Source organism: Brachybacterium sp. UNK5269, assembly GCF_049266655.1.
Classification (GTDB): domain Bacteria; phylum Actinomycetota; class Actinomycetes; order Actinomycetales; family Dermabacteraceae; genus Brachybacterium.
In genome coordinates this window covers 2,560,759-2,578,138 of sequence record NZ_CP184883.1, presented here as the reverse complement: position 1 = coordinate 2,578,138, position 17,380 = coordinate 2,560,759, and the positions used below count along the sequence as shown (strand labels likewise).

20 protein-coding genes are annotated in these 17,380 nt (G+C 74.5%); 12 read left to right on the top strand and 8 right to left on the bottom strand.

The features are described from left to right. Window positions 1–97 precede the first annotated feature (97 nt). Complete coding sequence (locus tag ACOJUI_RS12035; protein ID WP_422115191.1) at window positions 98–913, top strand: sulfite exporter TauE/SafE family protein; 816 nt, start codon at window positions 98–100, stop codon at window positions 911–913. A 23-nt stretch (window positions 914–936) separates the two neighbouring features. Here the strand turns inward: ACOJUI_RS12035 and ACOJUI_RS12030 are convergent, their stop codons facing one another. The 5 genes from ACOJUI_RS12030 to zupT form a co-directional block, all read right to left on the bottom strand. Further along, on the bottom strand, window positions 937–1,725 hold the full coding sequence (locus ACOJUI_RS12030; protein ID WP_422115190.1) for an alpha/beta fold hydrolase: 789 nt from the start codon (window positions 1,723–1,725) through the stop codon (window positions 937–939). A 453-nt stretch (window positions 1,726–2,178) separates the two neighbouring features. Next, entirely contained in the window at window positions 2,179–2,682 is a 504-nt protein-coding gene (locus ACOJUI_RS12025; RefSeq protein ID WP_422115189.1) for a hypothetical protein, read from the bottom strand. A gap of 61 nt (window positions 2,683–2,743) precedes the next feature. Then, window positions 2,744–4,972 carry an NADP-dependent isocitrate dehydrogenase gene (locus tag ACOJUI_RS12020; protein WP_422115188.1) on the bottom strand — a complete coding sequence of 743 codons (2,229 nt, stop codon included), beginning with the start codon at window positions 4,970–4,972 and terminating at the stop codon, window positions 2,744–2,746. A 133-nt stretch (window positions 4,973–5,105) separates the two neighbouring features. Continuing rightward, window positions 5,106–6,326 carry a hypothetical protein gene (locus tag ACOJUI_RS12015; RefSeq protein ID WP_422115187.1) on the bottom strand — a complete coding sequence of 407 codons (1,221 nt, stop codon included), beginning with the start codon at window positions 6,324–6,326 and terminating at the stop codon, window positions 5,106–5,108. 98 nt (window positions 6,327–6,424) lie between these two features. After that, on the bottom strand, window positions 6,425–7,252 hold the full coding sequence (gene zupT / locus ACOJUI_RS12010) for a zinc transporter ZupT (protein WP_422115186.1): 828 nt from the start codon (window positions 7,250–7,252) through the stop codon (window positions 6,425–6,427). Window positions 7,253–7,342: 90 nt separating this feature from the next. Here zupT and hisD point away from each other — a divergent pair, with 90 nt between their 5' ends. After that, the gene (gene hisD / locus ACOJUI_RS12005) at window positions 7,343–8,680 is read left to right on the top strand and encodes a histidinol dehydrogenase (RefSeq protein ID WP_422115185.1); all 1,338 of its coding nucleotides are present in this window, start codon (window positions 7,343–7,345) and stop codon (window positions 8,678–8,680) included. 215 nt (window positions 8,681–8,895) lie between these two features. Here the strand turns inward: hisD and ACOJUI_RS12000 are convergent, their stop codons facing one another. Beyond that, complete coding sequence (locus tag ACOJUI_RS12000; protein WP_422115184.1) at window positions 8,896–9,267, bottom strand: DUF3054 domain-containing protein; 372 nt, start codon at window positions 9,265–9,267, stop codon at window positions 8,896–8,898. Window positions 9,268–9,416: 149 nt separating this feature from the next. Here ACOJUI_RS12000 and ACOJUI_RS11995 point away from each other — a divergent pair, with 149 nt between their 5' ends. From ACOJUI_RS11995 to ACOJUI_RS11965, 7 genes are all read left to right on the top strand, one after another. Further along, window positions 9,417–10,550: a histidinol-phosphate transaminase gene (locus tag ACOJUI_RS11995; RefSeq protein ID WP_422115183.1), complete on the top strand. Its 1,134-nt coding sequence runs from the start codon at window positions 9,417–9,419 to the stop codon at window positions 10,548–10,550. Further along, window positions 10,547–11,170 (top strand): imidazoleglycerol-phosphate dehydratase HisB, encoded by a 624-nt coding sequence (hisB, locus tag ACOJUI_RS11990; RefSeq protein ID WP_422115182.1) that lies wholly within the window; start codon window positions 10,547–10,549, stop codon window positions 11,168–11,170. Before ACOJUI_RS11995 ends, hisB begins: the two co-directional genes overlap by 4 nt. Next, on the top strand, window positions 11,167–11,790 hold the full coding sequence (locus ACOJUI_RS11985; protein ID WP_422115181.1) for a hypothetical protein: 624 nt from the start codon (window positions 11,167–11,169) through the stop codon (window positions 11,788–11,790). The genes hisB and ACOJUI_RS11985 overlap by 4 nt, the downstream gene beginning before the upstream one ends. Continuing rightward, the gene (hisH, locus tag ACOJUI_RS11980) at window positions 11,787–12,494 is read left to right on the top strand and encodes an imidazole glycerol phosphate synthase subunit HisH (protein WP_422115180.1); all 708 of its coding nucleotides are present in this window, start codon (window positions 11,787–11,789) and stop codon (window positions 12,492–12,494) included. Before ACOJUI_RS11985 ends, hisH begins: the two co-directional genes overlap by 4 nt. Continuing rightward, entirely contained in the window at window positions 12,491–12,649 is a 159-nt protein-coding gene (locus ACOJUI_RS11975; protein WP_422115179.1) for a hypothetical protein, read from the top strand. The genes hisH and ACOJUI_RS11975 overlap by 4 nt, the downstream gene beginning before the upstream one ends. A 122-nt stretch (window positions 12,650–12,771) precedes the next feature. After that, on the top strand, window positions 12,772–13,506 hold the full coding sequence (gene priA / locus ACOJUI_RS11970; RefSeq protein ID WP_422115178.1) for a bifunctional 1-(5-phosphoribosyl)-5-((5-phosphoribosylamino)methylideneamino)imidazole-4-carboxamide isomerase/phosphoribosylanthranilate isomerase PriA: 735 nt from the start codon (window positions 12,772–12,774) through the stop codon (window positions 13,504–13,506). Further along, window positions 13,503–14,342 carry an SseB family protein gene (locus tag ACOJUI_RS11965; RefSeq protein WP_422115177.1) on the top strand — a complete coding sequence of 280 codons (840 nt, stop codon included), beginning with the start codon at window positions 13,503–13,505 and terminating at the stop codon, window positions 14,340–14,342. Before priA ends, ACOJUI_RS11965 begins: the two co-directional genes overlap by 4 nt. Window positions 14,343–14,357: 15 nt before the next feature. Here ACOJUI_RS11965 and ACOJUI_RS11960 read toward each other — a convergent pair whose 3' ends face one another. Both ACOJUI_RS11960 and ACOJUI_RS11955 read right to left on the bottom strand, forming a co-directional pair. Beyond that, entirely contained in the window at window positions 14,358–14,768 is a 411-nt protein-coding gene (locus ACOJUI_RS11960) for a DUF1844 domain-containing protein (RefSeq protein ID WP_422115176.1), read from the bottom strand. A 67-nt stretch (window positions 14,769–14,835) separates the two neighbouring features. After that, a complete protein-coding gene (locus ACOJUI_RS11955; RefSeq protein WP_422115175.1) occupies window positions 14,836–15,735 on the bottom strand; it encodes a DUF4352 domain-containing protein in 900 nt (299 codons plus the stop codon). A 345-nt stretch (window positions 15,736–16,080) separates the two neighbouring features. Here ACOJUI_RS11955 and infC point away from each other — a divergent pair, with 345 nt between their 5' ends. From infC to rplT, 3 genes are read left to right on the top strand one after another with little or no spacing between them, the layout of a single operon-like run. Beyond that, window positions 16,081–16,707: a translation initiation factor IF-3 gene (infC, locus tag ACOJUI_RS11950; protein WP_422117663.1), complete on the top strand. Its 627-nt coding sequence runs from the start codon at window positions 16,081–16,083 to the stop codon at window positions 16,705–16,707. A gap of 25 nt (window positions 16,708–16,732) precedes the next feature. Then, on the top strand, window positions 16,733–16,927 hold the full coding sequence (rpmI, locus tag ACOJUI_RS11945; RefSeq protein ID WP_422115174.1) for a 50S ribosomal protein L35: 195 nt from the start codon (window positions 16,733–16,735) through the stop codon (window positions 16,925–16,927). 58 nt (window positions 16,928–16,985) lie between these two features. Beyond that, complete coding sequence (gene rplT, locus ACOJUI_RS11940) at window positions 16,986–17,366, top strand: 50S ribosomal protein L20 (RefSeq protein ID WP_422115173.1); 381 nt, start codon at window positions 16,986–16,988, stop codon at window positions 17,364–17,366. The last annotated feature ends 14 nt before the right edge of the window (window positions 17,367–17,380 follow it).

The window sequence follows — 17,380 nt, the reverse complement described above, 5'->3', positions numbered from 1 at the left end:
CACGGCGGGGCGCCGTGAGGGCCGGACCACTCCCACGACGCCCCGGCCGCGTGGACGTCCCGGCCCCGGGGCCCCGGGACCAGTAGGGTCCTCGGCCGTGGAGCCTCTCAACCTCGCCGTCCTGCTCGTGATGGGCACCGCCGCCGGCGCGATCAACGCGGCGGTCGGGTCGGGGTCGCTGCTCACCCTGCCGGTGCTGCTCGCCCTCGGCATCCCTCCGGGTGTCGCCGTGCGCACCAACACCGTCGGCATCCTCTTCTCGACCATCGGCTCCACCCTCGGCTACCGCCGGGAGATCGCCCGCGAGCAGCAGCACCTGGGGCCGCTGGTCCTGGTGACGATGGGCTGCGCGACCCTCGGCTCGCTGCTGTTGCTGGTGTCCCCGCCCGCGGCGCTGGACGTCCTCGTCCCCGCCCTCATCGTGGTGGCGCTGGCCATGGTCGTCTTCCAGAAGCCGCTCACCGCGGCCATCCGGCGCCGGCAGGACCGGCGGGCCGCCCGCCGTGCCGAGGCCGACGGGGCGGGCACCACCCGGGAGCGCAGCCCGTATCGCTCACCTGCGCTGATCGGCGCCATGGGCGCGGCCTCCGTCTACGGCGGTTACTTCACCGCCGCCCAGGGGATCCTCTACCTGGGCGTCCTGGGGGCGCTCACGGGCCGGACGATGGGCTCGGTCAACAGCGTCAAGAACCTGCTGAGCCTGGTGGTGAACCTCGCCGCCGCCCTCGTCTACGTCCTCGCCTACGTGGTGATCGGCGCCGAGATCGTCTGGATCGCGACCGCGGCGATCGCGATCGGCGCGCTGCTGGGCGGCTACTTCGGGGCGCATCTGGCCAAGCGGATGCCGGAGTGGCTGCTGCGCGGGGTCATCGTCGCCGTCGCACTGTTCGCGCTGGTCCGCCAGTTCGTGTGATCCCGTGCCGCGTCGGGCGGAGCTCAGCGCAGGAAGGACAGCGCGTGCTCGAGGATCGCCCCCGGCGGGAAGAGCGTGCCGCCGTGGTCACGGCCCGGCAGCGGCACGAAGTCCGCATCCGGCATCAGGCGAGCCGCGCGCCGGGACTCCTCGAACCGGGGATGGTCCTCGGTGCCCGCCATCCACAGCGCGGGCACCGGGCAGGCGGCGAGGACGTCATCGGGCACCCCGGGGGTGGCGTCCGTGGCGGTCAGCAGCGCGGTGACCGCCCGCGGGTCGGCGGCGAGGAACGCGGCGCGGGTCGCGCGACCGCGCCGGGAGTCGACGTCCGGGCCGAGGCCCTGACCGGCGCAGAACGCCTCCATCCCGCCCTCGCGCACCGCATCGATCACGCCGGGGAAGAACACGGCGTCGACCTGCCCGCGCTGCGCCGAGGCGGTGCCGCCGAGGCTGACCAGGCGGGTGATCCGCCCCGGGTGCTCGAGGGCCGCGGCAAGGGCGATGCGCGCGCCGAGCGAGTAGCCCATCAGCGCGGCCCGCTCCAGGCCCTCCGCCTCGAGCACGCCCCAGAGGTCGCCGACGAAGCGCTCCGGCGTGTAGTGGGCGGGATCGTGCGGCGCCCCGGAGCGGCCGTGGCCACGCAGGTCCATCCGGATCACGGTGTGCTGCGCGGCGAGCGGCTCGAGGTGGCCGAGCCCGCGCCAGATCGCCCGCGTGAGGACCGCGCCGTGCAGCAGCACCAGGGCGGGTCCGCTCCCGGTGACGTCGTAGCGCAGGTCGATGCCGTCGACGGGAGAGGGGATGACGGGCACGGGTCCGTGTCCGGATCAGCGGCGGGCCGCGAGCAGCGCGAGCCCGGTCAGGACGGCGGCGAGCAGGGAGCCCCAGCACGCCCTGCGACAGCGGCCCTGCCGGGGCCGCGTCCAGGGCGGTCCAGCCCGGCAGATCCGCCACCCCGAATCCGGCCGCGACCGTGAGGCCCGCCAGGGTGAGCAGGCCGAGCGCCGCGATCGCGATCGCGCCGGGTCGGCCGATCCGGCGCGCGGTCTCCAGCGCCGCGAGGGCTGCTGCGGCGAAGGCGGTCAGCACCAGGAACAGTCCGGCGGCACTCGCCTCCGGCACCCATTGCGCCACGATCGTCGGCGGATCGCTCATCCGGGCGAGATCACGGTCGATCCGCCCGAACCGGAGCGCCGAGAGCGCATGCGCCGCCGCGGTCGCGAACCAGGAGACCGCGATCAGCAGGACGATCACCTGAGCGGCCATCAGCGCGGCGGGTCGGGGGGAGACGACCCGGTGCGCGAGACCCGCTCTGCAGCAGGGCGAGGGGCCAGGGCGAGGGCGAGGGCAGCGCCCGCACCGGTCAGGCCGGGCCCCACCAGCACGGGGAACCCGCCCTCGGCGGGCTCCCCGGCGCGCCAGGTCGCCCCGATCGCCTGCAGCTGCGGCACCGTGGCCAGGCCGGAGAGCACCAGGGCGACCAGCAGTGCGACCGCGCTCAGCGCCCGCGAGCGGCGCGGCGCCGCCTGTGCGAGCGCAGCGGCCGACGCCGCCGGCAGCAGCAGGGCGAGGCCGCCGACGAGCGTGCCGGCGACCAGGCCCCGGTCGGTCGAGGGCTGCGGGCAGGGCTCGCTCACGCAGACCAGCACCTCGTCCGGGCTCAGCGCGAGGCCGAGCGCCCGGAGCACGAGCCCCAGGCCGTGGAGCGCGCAGGCTGCGCCGACGACCTGCAGCCCCGCGACATCGGGCCCGTTCGCCATCTCGTGCACCCCCACTCCTCCGGTGTCGGTGACGCCCGGGGCGCCGAGGTCGCCTCGGCGCCCCGGGTGGTCACAGGGCCGCCGAGATCTCCTCGAGGATCCGGTTGAAGGTCGCCGAGGGGCGCATCACCGCGGCGGTCTTCTCCAGGTCCGGGCGGTAGTAGCCGCCGATGTCGACCGGGGAGCCCTGCACCGCGAGCAGCTCCGCGGCGATGGTCTCCTCACCCTCGACCAGCTCCTTCGCGATCGGACCGAAGGCGGTGGCGAGCTCCGCGTCCTCGCTCTGCTGGGCCAGCTCCTGCGCCCAGTACAGGGCCAGGTAGAAGTGGCTGCCGCGGTTGTCGATGCTGCCGAGCCTGCGCTGCGGGGACCTGCCCTCGTTCAGCAGGGTCTCGGTCGCCCGGTCCAGCGCATCGGCCAGCACCCGGGCGCGGTCGTTGTCCGCGGTGCGGGCGAGGTGCCGCAGCGACTCCGCCAGGGCCAGGAACTCCCCGAGCGAGTCCCAGCGCAGGTAGTTCTCCTCCACCAGCTGCTGGACGTGCTTGGGGGCCGAACCGCCGGCGCCGGTCTCGAACAGGCCGCCGCCGTTCATCAGCGGCACCACCGAGAGCATCTTGGCGCTGGTGCCCAGCTCCATGATCGGGAACAGGTCGGTGAGGTAGTCGCGCAGCACGTTGCCGGTCACCGAGATGGTGTCCTCGCCGGCGCGGACCCGTGCCAGGGTGTGCCGGGTGGCGTCGACGGGGTTCATGATCCGCAGGTCCAGACCGTCGGTGTCCTCCTCCGCCAGGTACTTCTCGACCTTGGCGATGATGTTGCGGTCGTGGGCGCGGGACTCGTCCAGCCAGAACACCGCCGGCATCCCGGATTCGCGGGAGCGGCGCACGGCCAGCTGCACCCAGTCGCGGATCGGGGCGTCCTTGGCCTGGCAGGCGCGGAAGATGTCCCCGGCGGCGACCTCATGGCTCATCAGCGCGCTGCCGGAGGCGTCGCGCACCTCCACCCGGCCGTCGGCGGCGATCTCGAAGGTCTTGTCGTGGGAGCCGTACTCCTCGGCCTTCTGCGCCATCAGGCCGACGTTGGGGACGGTGCCCATGGTGGTCGGGTCGAAGGCGCCGTGCTCCTGGCAGTCCTGGACGGTCACGGCGTACACGCCGGCGTAGGAGGAGTCGGGGATCACCGCGAGGGTGTCCTGCTCCTGGTCGTCCTTGTTCCACATGTGGCCCGCGGTGCGGATCATCGCCGGCATCGAGGCGTCGACGATGACGTCGGAGGGGACGTGGAGGTTGGTGATGCCCTTGGCGGAGTTGACCATCGCCAGGTCCGGGCCGTCGGCGAGGTCCTGCTCGATGGCGGCGGTGATCCCCTCGCGCACCTCGGGATCGAGGGCCTCGACCCCGGCCAGGATGCCGCCCAGGCCGTTGTTGGCCGAGAGGCCCGCGGCGGCGAGCTGGTCGCCGAAGCGGCCGAACAGGGTGGGGAAGAAGGCGCGCACGGCGTGCCCGAACAGGATCGGGTCGGAGACCTTCATCATGGTGGCCTTCAGGTGCAGGGAGAACAGCACTCCCTGCTCCTTGGCGGCGGCGATCTGCTCGCGCAGGAAGGCGTCCAGCGCGGCGGCCCGCATCACCGTGGAGTCGACGACCTCGCCGGCGAGCACGGGCAGCGAGGCCTTGAGCACCGTCTCGGTGCCGTCGGCGGCGACGTGCACGATCGAGAGGGTGTCCTCGCGCTCGAGGATCACCGACTGCTCGTTGGAGCGGAAGTCGTCGGCTCCCATGGTCGCCACGGAGGTCTTCGAGTCCGCGCTCCACTCGCCCATCCGGTGCGGGTGCTTCTTGGCGAAGTTCTTCACCGCGGCGGGGGCGCGGCGGTCGGAGTTGCCCTCGCGCAGGACCGGGTTCACCGCGGAGCCCTTGACCGCGTCGTAGCGGGCGCGGATGTCGCGCTCCTCGTCGGTGGAGGGGGACTCGGGGTAGTCGGGCAGGGCGATGCCCTGGCCCTGCAGCTCCTTGACGGCGGCCACCAGCTGCGGCACCGAGGCGGAGATGTTGGGCAGCTTGATGATGTTGGCCTCGGGGGTCTTGGCCAGCTCCCCGAGCTCGGCGAGGGCGTCGGCCTCGCGCTGGTCCTCGGGCAGCAGGTCGGAGAAGGCCGCGACGATGCGGCCGGCCAGGGAGATGTCACGGGTGGTGACGTCGATCCCGGCGGTGCTCGAGAAGGCATCGAGGATCGGCAGGAACGATGCCGTGGCCAGCATCGGGGCTTCGTCGGTGTGGGTGTAGATGATGCGCGCCATGTGTCGCGGGGCTCCCTCGGGTCGGTGCGGCATTGTCTTGACGTCAAGACTAATCGACGGCGCGGGCCGGCCCGCGCGATCGATCCGGTGCTCCCACCGTACGTGAGCGGAGGAGCCGGGCGGCGGGTGCGGCTCAGTCGGCAGGCGTCTCGGCGGCGACCTCGACGTCCCAGGGCTCCGAGAGCACCACGTGGGTCGCGCCGTCGGCATCGACCGTCACCGCGAAGCCGTGGGCCCGGTAGGGGCCGGGGGGCAGGGCCGAGGTGAAGCATCCGCCGTGGGTGGTCCAGGCGGTCTCGGCGCGGCTGACGCCCTCCTGGTCGACCCATTGCAGGCCGATCTCGGTGCTGCTGCGGGCGCCGGCCACCACGGAACCGGTGGCGGGGTCCGCGACCACGATCCCCTGCAGCAGGGCCCGGGTGCCGGGCGTGCTCGCGGTCACGGTCACCTGCGCGGTGATGCCGGCGCCGGTCTCGTCCGCGCCGGCGGTGGCGGGCACGCGGGAGGCGGGATCGCCGACGGTGACGCGCAGGCCGTCGCCGTCCCCGACGGCCGCGAGCGGGGCGCGGCAGGCCAGGGCCGAGAGGTCCGCCGGGATCTCCCCGCTCGGCGCGGTCACGGCACCCGGCACCGCGTGCAGGGCGCCGTCGACGACGTCGAGCAGCACGTCCCCGCTCGCGCTCCAGCCGGCGTCCTCGCCGCCCCGTCCGGGACCGTCGATGCCGCCGCCGCGCAGGCGCAGCAGGTACTGGCCGTCCGGCAGCGGAGCGTCGTCGCAGGTGCCCAGCCGCAGCCGGGCGGCGACAGCGGTCGGCGGCGAGCCCGCCCCGGGCAGCTCGACCCGCTCCCGGACCACCATCGGCGGGATAGGGGCGCCCTCGACCCCGAGCTCGCCCGCGAAGCCCTCCGCCGGCAGGCCGCGGTTCTCGGCGGAGGCGGGCAGCATCATGCCCTCGGGCACGAAGCCGCCGTAGGCGTGCTCGTCATCCAGCGTGAAGGCGCCGGTGACCAGCACGTCGTTGCCGTCCACGGCCACGGTCCCCGGGGTGAGCACCCCCGGCCCGGTCGAGGAGAACGGGGGATCGCCCGCGCCCGGGTCGCACAGCCAGGAGGGGTCGACCGGGACCATGTCGGCGCCGGCCACCTGCGCGGGATCGACCGGAGCGGCCGAGGTCGCCGCGGGCGCGGGGCCCCGGCCCGGGAGGTCGGGCACCGCATCGCAGGCGCCGAGGGCGAGCAGCAGCGCTCCGGCGGTGAGCGCGCCGAGCAGCCCGCGCCGCCCGCGCCGCCCGCGCCGCCCGCGCCGCTTCGCGGGCACCGGCCCTGGCGGCGCCGCGCCCCTGCTCGGCTCCATCGCGTCCCCCTCCTCGCCGGATGCCTCCAGTCTTCCCCACCTCGCGCTCCGTCGGCGCGATCACCGCTGCGGGGAGTGCTGCCGGCGCTCCGGTGCGGTCACAGCACCAGCAGGGTGACGGCCATCAGCGCCATGCCCGCGATCAGCGAGTAGATGACCGTGTGGTGCTCGCCGGTCTCCTCCGCGGCCGGCAGCAGCTCGTCGAGCGAGACGAACACCATCACCCCGGCCACGCCCGCCAGCACCGCACCCATCGCGTCGCCGCTGAGCAGGGGAGCGAGCAGCAGGAACCCCAGGACGGCGCCGACCGGCTCGGCCAGTCCGGTCATCGTCGCCAGCCAGAACGCCTTCGCGCGGGAGCCGGTGGCGCGGCGCACCGGCACCGCGACCGCAAGCCCCTCCGGGATGTTGTGCAGGGCGATCGCGGCGACCACCGGGATCGCGATCTCCGGCGACTGCATCGCGGCGACGAACGTCGCGAAGCCCTCGGGGACGTTGTGGAGGGCGAGCGCCAGGGCGGTGACGGTGCCGGTGCGCAGCAGCCGGGCCCGCAGCGCCCGATCGGCGGCCTGCTCGTCGGGCTCGCGCACCTCGGGGCGCCCGCCGCTGCCGCTCATGCGCCCGGAGAACTCGTGCGGGCTCACGGAGGTGGGGACCAGCCGGTCCAGCACCCCGATCAGCACGACGCCGAGGAAGAACGAGCCCACCGCGACGGCCGTGCCACGTCCGGTGGTCTCGCCGCCGGAGAGGACCCGGGCCCCCTCGGGCAGCAGCTCGACGAAGGAGACGTAGAGCATCACGCCCGCCGACAGGCCCAGACCGCCCGCGAGGGCCTTCGGGCTGGTGCCCCGGCCGAGCACGCCGAGCGCCGCTCCGATGCTGGTGGCACCGCCGGCGACGAGGGTGAGGAGGAAGGCGACGAGCACGGGGACGACTGTAAACGGTCCCGGCGCTCGGCCGTGCCCACCGTCCGGCGGGGGACGGCGGGCACGGCGCGCCCCTCCTAGACTGGCGCCATGCCCGCTCCCGCCGCGTTCCTCGCCACGACCGACCTGCGTTCGCGCACCCTCACCGCCGCCGAGCTCAGTGCGGCGCTGCCGCGCGCCGCGCTCGACGTCGAGGCGGCCGCCGTGGCAGTGCGCCCGGTGGTCGAGGACGTCGCGGCCCGCGGGGCCGCCGCCGTGCTGGACGCCTCCGAGCGCTTCGACGGGATCCGGCCCGAGCACCTGCGGGTGCCGCAGGCGGCCCTGGACCGCGCCCTGGCGGAGCTGGACCCGGCGATCCGCTCCGCCCTCGAGGAGGCCGCGGCGCGGGTGCGCCGCGTCGACTCCGCGCAGGTGCGCCCGGAGGAGACCGTCCAGGTCGTCCCCGGCGGCACCGTCACCCAGCGCTGGGTGCCGGTGCGCCGGGTGGGGCTCTACGTGCCCGGCGGCCGGGCGGTGCTGCCGAGCTCCGTGGTGATGAACGTGGTGCCCGCCCAGATCGCCGGCGTCGAGCAGATCGTGCTGGCCTCCCCGCCGCAGGCGGAGTTCGGCGGCCTGCCGCACCCCACCATCCTCGCCGCCTGCGCGCTGCTGGGGGTCACCGAGGTGATCGCCGCCGGCGGCGCCCAGGGCATCGCCCTGCTCGCCTACGGGGCCGACGACCTCGGCGACGGCGCCGGGCTGGCGGGCGTCGACCTGGTCACCGGACCCGGCAACGTCTACGTCGCCGCGGCCAAGCGCCTCGTGCGCGGCACCGTGGGGATCGACGCCGAGGCGGGCCCCACCGAGATCGCGATCCTCGCCGACGCGACCGCCGATCCGGCCTTCGTCGCCGCCGACCTCATCTCCCAGGCCGAGCACGATCCGCTGGCCGCGAGCGTGCTGGTCACCGACGCGCCGCAGCTCGTCGACGCGGTCGAGGCCGAGCTCGCCGCCCAGGTGCAGGCGGCGCACCACCGCGAGCGCATCGAGCAGGCCCTGCGCGGTCCGCAGAGCGGCGCGGTGCTGGTCGAGGACCTCGCCCAGGGACTCGCGGTGGTGGACGCCTACGGCGCCGAGCACCTGGAGATCCTCACGGCCGACGCCGCGGCGGTCGCCGCCCGCGTCACCAACGCCGGCGCGATCTTCGTGGGCCCCCACAGCCCGGTCAGCCTCGGGGACTACGCGGCCGGCTCCAACCACGTGCTCCCCACCGGCGGCACGTCGCGCTTCACCGGAGGCCTCGGGGTGCAGACGTTCCTGCGCGGCATCCACGTGATCGCCTACGACCGCGATGCGCTCGCCGGGGCCCGCCGGGCCGCGACCACCCTCGCCGCCGCCGAGGGGCTGCCCGCGCACGGCGCCGCGATCGACGTCCGCTTCGCGGACTGACGCCCCGGGAGCGGTGGTCGCTGCCCCACGGCCGGTGCCCCAGGGGCGGCCCGCCGTCCGACGGGACGGCGGGCAGCCGCTCGAGCAGGACGACTCCCGCGGCTCCCGGCCACCCTCGCGGAGAATGCTTGATTCCGTTCCAGATCGGTTCTTCTTTGGAACGGAATCACGCGATCCTCACCGCGAGCGACCGCGGCGGCTCGCACTCCCGTCGATCAGCTCCGGGCGACCCGCTCGCCGCGGGTCAGGAACAGCGCCGCGGCGCGCCAGCCCAGCATGCCCACTGCGGTCACCAGCGCGGCGACGATGACGAAGAACACCTCGGTGCCCCCTCCCAGCAGCGTGCGCACGGTCATACCGGTGGCCAGCGTGATCGCCCACACGAACACCCCGTGCGGCCAGAGCCGGAAGGGCGCGTGCCAGGCGCGGATCGCGAGATGGCCCAGCAGCACGCCGGCCGCGAAGGGCCAGCCCACCAGCACGATGTTCTGCGAGGTCAGCGGCGTGCCATGCTGCACGATGCCGATCGCGATGAAGAGGAGGACGACCAGCAGGTCGCCGACCAGGGCACCCAGGGAACGGAACATCGCCCCAGGGTACTGGCGGTCGGCGACGGGGCTCGCGGCCCAGCGGCCGCTGTGAAGGTCGCCACGAACCAGCCGGCAGCGGCGCCCGGGCGGCCCCACCGAGCGGACGCCCAGGTCGCCGCCCACCCTCCCGAACTACCATGGAGACCATGCCTGCGAACTCCGCTCCGACCCTCGACGGCTCCGTGCTGCCCGTCCCGCGCGACGACATCGCGGACGCCGCGCCGTACGGCGCCCCCCAGCTCGAGGTGGAGCATGCGCTCAACGTCAACGAGAACCCCTACGGGCCCTCGCCGCAGCTCGCCGAGCACATCGGTCGCGCCGTCGCGGAGGCGGCCCGCGGCCTGAACCGCTACCCGGACCGCGACGCGCTCGCGCTGCGGGCCGACCTCGGCACCTACCTCGCTGCGGAGTCCGGCATCCCGGCGCCCGCCGCGGAGGCGGTGTGGGCCGCGAACGGCTCGAACGAGATCATGCACCAGCTGATGCTCGCCTACGGCGGCCCCGGCCGCAGCGCGCTCGGCTTCCTGCCGCACTACTCGATGTACCCCGAGTACGCGCGCGACACGTTCACCCGCTGGGTGGCCGCCGAGCGCGGCCCTGCCCCGGAGTTCGCCCTCACCGCGCAGGCCGTCACCGCCGCGATCGCCGCGCACCGCCCGCACATCGTGGTCCTCACCAGCCCGAACAACCCCACCGGGACGGCGCTGGAGCTCGAGGTCGTCGAGGCCGCGGCCGTCGCGCTGGCCGAGACCCGCGGCCTGCTGGTGGTCGACGAGGCGTACGGCGAGTTCCGCCGGGACGGCGTGCCCAGCTCCCTGACCGTCCTCGAGCAGCACCCGAACCTCGTCGTCACCCGCACCATGTCCAAGGCCTTCGCCCTCGCCGGGGCGCGCCTGGGCTACCTGGTCGCCCATCCCGCGATCGTCGACACGGTGCGCATCGTGCGCCTGCCCTACCACCTCTCGGCCGTCACCCAGGCCGTCGCCCGCACCGCGCTGTCCCATCGCGAGGAGCTGCTGGGCACGGTGGCGCTGCTGCGCGGTGAGCGCGACGCGCTCGCCGTCCACCTGACCGCGCGCGGCCACCAGGTCGCGCCGTCCGACGCGAACTTCATCCTGTTCCGCACCTTCACCGACCGTGACCGCGTGTTCGAGGCGCTCCTGGAGCGCAGCGTGCTGGTGCGCGCGGTCGGCCCCACCGGCTGGCTGCGCGTGTCCGTCGGCACGCCGCAGGACAACGTCGCATTCCGCACCGCCCTCGAGGAGGCCGACCCCCGATGACCACCCCTTCCGCACCCCGCCCGTCCCGGACCGCGACCATCAGCCGCAGCACCCGCGAGTCCAGCGTCGAGGTCACCCTGGACCTGGACGGCACCGGCCAGGTCGACGTCTCGACCACCGTGCCGTTCTTCGACCACATGCTCACCGCGCTCGGCACCCACGCCCGCTTCGACCTCACCGTCCGGGCCAGCGGCGACACCGACATCGACGCCCACCACACCGTCGAGGACACCGCGATAGTGCTCGGACAGGCGCTGCGCGAGGCGCTCGGGGACAAGCAGGGCATCGCCCGCTTCGGCGACGCCCTGGTCCCCCTCGACGAGGCCCTCGCCCAGGCCGTCGTCGACCTCTCCGGCCGCCCCTACTGCGTCCACACCGGCGAGAGCGAGGGCCAGGCCCTGCACCTCATCGGCGGTCACTTCACCGGCTCCCTGACCCGTCACGTCTTCGAGTCCCTGGCCCACCACGCCGCGATCTGCCTGCACATCCGGCTGATCGACGGCCGCGACCCCCACCACATCGTCGAGGCCCAGTTCAAGGCCCTGGCCCGTGCGCTGCGGGCGGCCTGCGCCTACGATGACCGCGTCCTCGACGTCCCCTCCACCAAGGGAGCCCTGTGAGCACCGTCGACCCCGAAGACCCCCGCCCGGAGCAGCCGGAGGCCCAGCCCGGCGGCGGACCCGGCGACGACATCGACGCCGAGTTCGCCCGCCTCACCCAGGGGCTCTCCCTCGACGACGCCCCGCTGACCGTCGAGGACGTCCTCACCGACGTCCCCGCCGAGGACGAGGTCCCCACCCTCGCGGTGGTCGCCACCTCGGTGGCCTCCGCGCGGGCGCTGGCCGGCGTGATCCGCCTGGGCCGCGAGGCCCGCACCGACGGGATCGACATCCCCGTCGGCACCCGCGCCCTGGACACCCGCACCGGCGCCATCGCGGCCGGTCCGCTCGCCGAGGCCGCGGCCCACGACCTCGCGGCGATCACCTCCACCGCCCTGCAGCGCAACGGGATCGTGCTGTTCTGGCGGCGCGGGGACCGCATGACCGCCACCCGCTACAAGAACGGCGAGCGCGGCGAGGACATCTCGCCCGCGATCGTGCTCGGCGCGGTCGACGACCTCGTCGAGGAGCTGCTGCTGGGCGCCACCGACCTGACCGAACTGGGCGAGGGCCTCGACCCCGCCTCCCTCACCCGCGCCGAGGCCCTGAAGTGGATCGCCTCGGGGAAGAAGCGCCCATGACCGCGACCCCCGCCTCGCACCTCGCCCCCGCGACGCCCGCGCCCACCGCCCCCAAGGTGGTGGTCCTCGACCACGGCTCAGGCAACGTCCGCTCCGTGGTCCGCGCCCTCGAGGCCGCCGGGGCCGAGGTCGAGCTGACCGCCGACCGCGAGCGCGCGCTCGCGGCCGACGGGCTGGTCGTGCCCGGGGTCGGCGCCTTCGCCGCCACCGTCGAGCAGATCCTCGGCGTCGGCGGGGACCGCATCATCGAGCGCCGTCTCGCCGGCGGCCGGCCCGTCCTCGGCATCTGCGTGGGACTGCAGATCATGTTCGACGCCGGCGACGAGCACGGCGAGCGCGCCCAGGGCCTGGGTCAGTGGCCCGGCGAGGTGACCCGCCTGCAGGCCGATGTCGTGCCCCACATGGGCTGGAACACCGTCGAGCCCGCGCCGGGCACGCGACTGTTCGACGGCCTCGCCGAGGAGCGCTTCTACTTCGTGCACTCCTACGCCGCCCGCCGCTGGGAGATGGAGCAGATCGGCTCCCTCGAAGCGCCGCTGGTGACCTGGGCGGAGCACGGCGGGGACCGGTTCATCGCCGCCGTCGAGAACGGGGCGCTGACCGCCACCCAGTTCCACCCCGAGAAGTCGGGCGATGCGGGCGCCGCGCTCCTGGCCAACTGGCTGCGCACGCTGCCTGCGCGCCGCAGCGAGGCGACCTCGTGATCCTCGCCTTCGCGCTGCTGTTCGCCGGCGGCATGTTCGTCGGCGGCGCCTGGTCCTTCTTCCGCTCGAAGAAGCCCTGGTGGTCGATCGTGGGCCTGGCGCTGCTGGGCCTGCTCTGCTTCGGCGTGTCGATCTGGAGGATCCAGACCGGCTGACGTCGCGCGCCCGCACCCGGCCCGGGGCCGACGGCTCCGCGCCGCCTGCCCCGTGCCCCCGTCCCGTTCCGAGCCCGTCCGGGCCTCGGCCCTCGTACCCCCCGCTTCCAGGAGGCACCCCCATGACCGCTCCCGTGCTCGAGCTGCTGCCCGCCGTCGATGTGCAGGATGGCCAGGCCGTCCGACTCGTCCAGGGCGCCGCCGGCTCCGAGACCGCCTACGGCGCCCCGCTGGACGCCGCCCTCGCCTTCCAGGAGGGCGGCGCGCACTGGCTGCACCTGGTCGACCTCGACGCCGCCTTCGGTCGCGGCTCCAACGCGGCCCAGCTCGCCGAGGTGATCGCCGCGGTGGACATGAACGTCGAGCTCTCCGGCGGGATCCGCGACGACCAGTCGCTCGCCGCGGCCCTGGGCACCGGCTGCCGCCGCGTCAACCTCGGCACCGCGGCCCTCGAGCACCCCGAGTGGACCGCGGAGATCATCGCCGAGCACGGCGACCGCATCGCCGTCGGCCTCGACGTGCGCGGGACCACCCTGGCCGCCCGCGGCTGGACCCGCGAGGGCGGCGACCTCTGGGAGACCCTCGAGCGGCTCGACGAGGCCGGCTGCCAGCGCTACGTCGTCACCGACGTCACCAAGGACGGCACCCTGCGCGGCCCCAACCTCGAACTGCTGCGCGAGGTGTGCTCCCGCACCGACGCCGCGGTGGTCGCCTCCGGCGGCGTCTCCTCCCTCGAAGACCTGCGCGCCCTGCGCGAGCTGGTGCCCGCGGGTATCGAGGGCGCCATCGTGGGCAAGGCCCTGTACGCGGGCGCGTTCACGATGGTCGAGGCGCTGGACGTCGCGGGGCGCCCGTGACCTCGGGCCCGGGCCGCCCCGAGGAGGCCGACGCCGCGCGCGCGGCCCGGGCCCATCGGGCCCTGCCCGCCCACTTCCAGGAGAAGTCCCCGCTGACCGACACCGCGGGCGTGCCGTGGGAAGGGCGCGACTACACCCTCAGCCCGTTCCCCGGTGACGACGGCTCGATGCCCGCGCCCGTGGCCGCCGCCCTGGCCGCCCACCGCAGCGGGCGGGACCCGCACCGCCGGCAGCTGGTGGCGGCGCTGGCCGGGGCCCGGGTGCTGGTGCCGATCATGGCGATCGCCACCGAGACCGGGACCACGGCGCACGGCCTGACCGGCGACAACGGGGCCGACATGGCGATGGTCTCGATCACCGGCCCCGACGGGGCCCGGGTGCTGCCGATCTTCACCTCGGTCGCGGCGCTGTCCGCCTGGCGCAGCGACGCCCGGCCGGTGCCCGTCGTCGCCCCGCAGGCGGCGCAGGCCGCGGTGCAGGAGGGGTGCACCTCGCTGCTGGTGGACGCCGCGACCCCGGCGGCGGAGGGCGGGCCGCTGCTGCTGCCGCGCTCCGTGCTCTGGGCGCTGGCCCAGGGGCGGGAGTGGATCCCGCCGCACCTGGATGCGGAGCTCGCCGCCGTGCTCCGCCGCGTCGGCGCCGAGGCCTCCGACCAGGTGACCGGGCTGGACGCCCGGGCCGGGGAGCGGGCCGAGGTGGATCTGCACCTGCAGCTGCGCCCCGGCCTGACCGCGCCCGAGGTCCGCGCCGTGGTCGAGGCGGTCTCGGCCCGGCTCGGGGCCGAGCAGCTCGTCGCCGAGCGGATCAGCTCGCTGCGGCTGGTGCTGGGGTCCTGAGCGCCGCCCGCGCGCTCAGGAGACCCGGCCGGTGAACTTCTCGCCCGGGGCCTCGCCCGGGGCGTCCGGGAACGGCAGCGCCTCGGCGAAGGCGAGCTGCAGGGAGCGCAGGCCGTCGCGCAGGGAGCGGGCGTGCTCGTTGCCGATCTCCGGCGCCGCGGCCGTGACCAGTCCGGCCAGGGCGGTGATCAGCTTCCGGGCCTCCGCGAGGTCCTGGTAGCGGCCGGTCCCCTCGTCCTCGGCCAGTCCGACCTTCACCGCGGCGGCGCTCATCAGGTGGACGCAGGAGGAGGTGATGATCTCGACCGCCGCGACCTCGGAGATGTCGCGCAGCGCCTCGGCGGCCAGGTCATCGCCCTGCCCCTGGGCCCGGGCGTGCTCCGCGGCGGCGTCGTGGTCGGCGTCGTGCTGCTGGTTCTCATCCATGGGGATCCTTCGTGGTGGGGCGGCCCCGGACGGGGCCGCACGGGTGATCGGTGGTGCCGCGGAGGTGTCAGCCGCCCAGCGGCAGGGTGCCCTCCCCGGCGTCGGCATTGCTGCCGAAGTCCAGGTGCACAGCGGTGGGCTCGGCGCCGATCGGCACATCGAACACCGCATGGAAGGTCGACTCGCCGCCGACGGTGACCAGCCCGTACGGCCTGCTCTGGGCGACATGGGCCGCCCCGGCGCCCGGGTCGGCCGCGTGGCCCGCGCCGTCGGCGGTCTCCAGGGTCATATTGTCGCTCACCGTGAGCACCTGGTCGGTGGGGTTGCGCACGGTGAGGGTGATGATCACGAACTCGCCCTCGGGCTCGAGCGCCGAGCCGCCGGCGCCGACCGCTCGCACCCCGACCTCGGTGCTGACCTCCTCCACGGTGACCTCACCGATCCGCGCCGTGCCGGCCGGCGCGGCCGGATCGGAGGCCGCCACCGGGTCGGAGGCCGCCGGGTCGGAGGCCGCGGGCGCCGACGGGGACAGGCCCCGCAGGGCGAGGACGCCGCCGCCGACGGCGACCACCAGCAGCAGCGCCACCGCCGCCAGGATCCCGGCGAGCACGAGTCCGCGGGGGCGGGAGGACGACGGCGCCGGCCCGGGCGCGGGCGCGGGCCGGCGGTGGCGGCGGGCGGGGCGCGGGGGAGGGGTCGGGAAGCCCTCGGGGATCGGGCGCAGCACCGCGCGCGGGGTGGTGGCCGTCGGCACGCCGAGGGCCGGGACGGCGCCCGTGCCGGGTGCCGGATCGGGCCCGTCGCCCGCGGCGGCGCCGCCGTCGGCCGCGGACGGACCGCCGACGCCGGCGGGCTCGAGCGGGATGTCGCCGTAGTCGTAGTCGCGGCCGGAGGACTCGGGGCGGGGCTGCGGGGCGGGACCGGCGGCCCGATCGGGCTCCCCGGGCATCTCGCGGTCGGTCTCCACCCCTGCTCCTCACTGCTCGCAGGCCGCCTCTGAGCGCAGGTCAGGGGCGCGATGCACATCACCTGGACGACGGCCGGTCTCCTGCTAGGATAGATGACTGGAACAGGTCGAGACCCTCGTCATCAGTTCCGCAAGTGGAGTCCCTTCCCACCTCGTGGCGATCAGCCCGTGAATCCAGTGGTTCACGGCCACCAGCCGCCGGGTCAGTATCGCAGCCGCGCCTCCGTGCGCGGCGAGCGGGCAGCAGTGCCCGACCGGCGCTGTGGCGCGTGCACCTTGGGGCCTCCGCATGACGTGCGGGGGCCTTTCGTCGTCTTCCGACTCGAATCAAGGTGAGGAGCCAACATCAGCGAACAGCGCATCAACGGTCAGATCAGGGTCCCCAAGGTCCTCCTGGTCGGGCCCGCCGGCGAGCAGGTCGGCGAGGTCCGTGTCGAGGACGCCCTGCGTCTCGCCCAGGAAGCAGACCTCGACCTCGTCGAGGTCGCACCCGGCGCGAACCCGCCGGTCGCACGCCTCATGGACTACGGCAAGTTCAAGTACGAAGCCAACCTGAAGGCCCGTGAGTCGCGCAAGAACCAGGCGAACACGGTCCAGAAGGAGATCCGGATGGGCCTGAAGATCGACACCCATGACTACGAGACCAAGCGTCGCAATGTCGAGAAGTTCCTCGACGGCGGCGACAAGGTCAAGGTCATCATCCGCTTCCGCGGCCGTGAGCAGTCCCGTCCCGAGCGGGGGGTGAAGCTCCTCAACCGCATGGCCGAGGACGTCGCCGAGTACGGCTTCGTCGAGTCCCACCCGCGCCAGGACGGCCGCAACATGGTGATGGTCTTCGGGCCGCACAAGAAGAAGGCCCAGGCCATGGCCGAGGCGCGCCAGCGCAAGACCGACGCCGAGAAGGCCGCCGCCCGGCAGCAGGAGCAGCCGTCCACGCCCCAGGCCGAAGCCGATCCCGGCTCCGAGTCCTGAGAAACGTCACAAGGAGAATTGGCAGATGCCGAAGAACAAGACCCACTCGGGTACCAAGAAGCGCGTCCGCGTCACCGGCTCGGGCAAGCTCATGCGCGAGAAGGCGGGCGCCCGCCACCTGCTGGAGCACAAGTCCTCCACCCGCAAGCGCCGACTGGGCAGCGACACCTCGGTCGCCAAGTCCGACGCCAAGCGCGTGAAGAAGCTGCTCGGCCGCTGATCGGCCACGCGGGAGCCCGGCTCCCGCGCCCTGAACGTAACGATCGAAGGAGTATCACGTGGCACGCGTGAAAAGGGCCGTCAACGCCCATAAGAAGCGTCGGGAAATCCTGGACCAGGCCAGCGGCTACAGCGGCCAGCGCTCCCGTCTGTACCGCAAGGCGAAGGAGCAGGTCCTCCACTCGCAGACCTACAACTTCCGCGACCGCAAGAAGCGCAAGGGCGACTTCCGTCGGCTCTGGATCCAGCGCATCAACGCGGCCTCGCGCGCGAACGGCCTGACCTACAACCGCCTCATCCAGGGCCTCGGCCTCGCGGGTGTCGAGGTCGACCGTCGCATGCTCGCCGAGCTCGCCGTCCACGACGCCCCGGCGTTCGCCGCCCTGGTCGAGGTCGCCAAGGGCGCCCTCCCCGAGGACGTCAACGCCCCGGCAGCCTGACATCGCGCCGCATC

Coding starts and splice junctions, on each gene's coding strand:
- ACOJUI_RS12020 (WP_422115188.1), bottom strand. CDS start 4,972: ATGGCGCGCATCATCTACACCCACACCGACGAAGCCCCGATGCTGGCC.
- ACOJUI_RS12015 (WP_422115187.1), bottom strand. CDS start 6,326: ATGGAGCCGAGCAGGGGCGCGGCGCCGCCAGGGCCGGTGCCCGCGAAG.
- hisD (WP_422115185.1), top strand. CDS start 7,343: ATGCCCGCTCCCGCCGCGTTCCTCGCCACGACCGACCTGCGTTCGCGC.
- ACOJUI_RS12000 (WP_422115184.1), bottom strand. CDS start 9,267: ATGTTCCGTTCCCTGGGTGCCCTGGTCGGCGACCTGCTGGTCGTCCTC.
- ACOJUI_RS11995 (WP_422115183.1), top strand. CDS start 9,417: ATGCCTGCGAACTCCGCTCCGACCCTCGACGGCTCCGTGCTGCCCGTC.
- hisB (WP_422115182.1), top strand. CDS start 10,547: ATGACCACCCCTTCCGCACCCCGCCCGTCCCGGACCGCGACCATCAGC.
- hisH (WP_422115180.1), top strand. CDS start 11,787: ATGACCGCGACCCCCGCCTCGCACCTCGCCCCCGCGACGCCCGCGCCC.
- priA (WP_422115178.1), top strand. CDS start 12,772: ATGACCGCTCCCGTGCTCGAGCTGCTGCCCGCCGTCGATGTGCAGGAT.
- ACOJUI_RS11960 (WP_422115176.1), bottom strand. CDS start 14,768: ATGGATGAGAACCAGCAGCACGACGCCGACCACGACGCCGCCGCGGAG.
- rpmI (WP_422115174.1), top strand. CDS start 16,733: ATGCCGAAGAACAAGACCCACTCGGGTACCAAGAAGCGCGTCCGCGTC.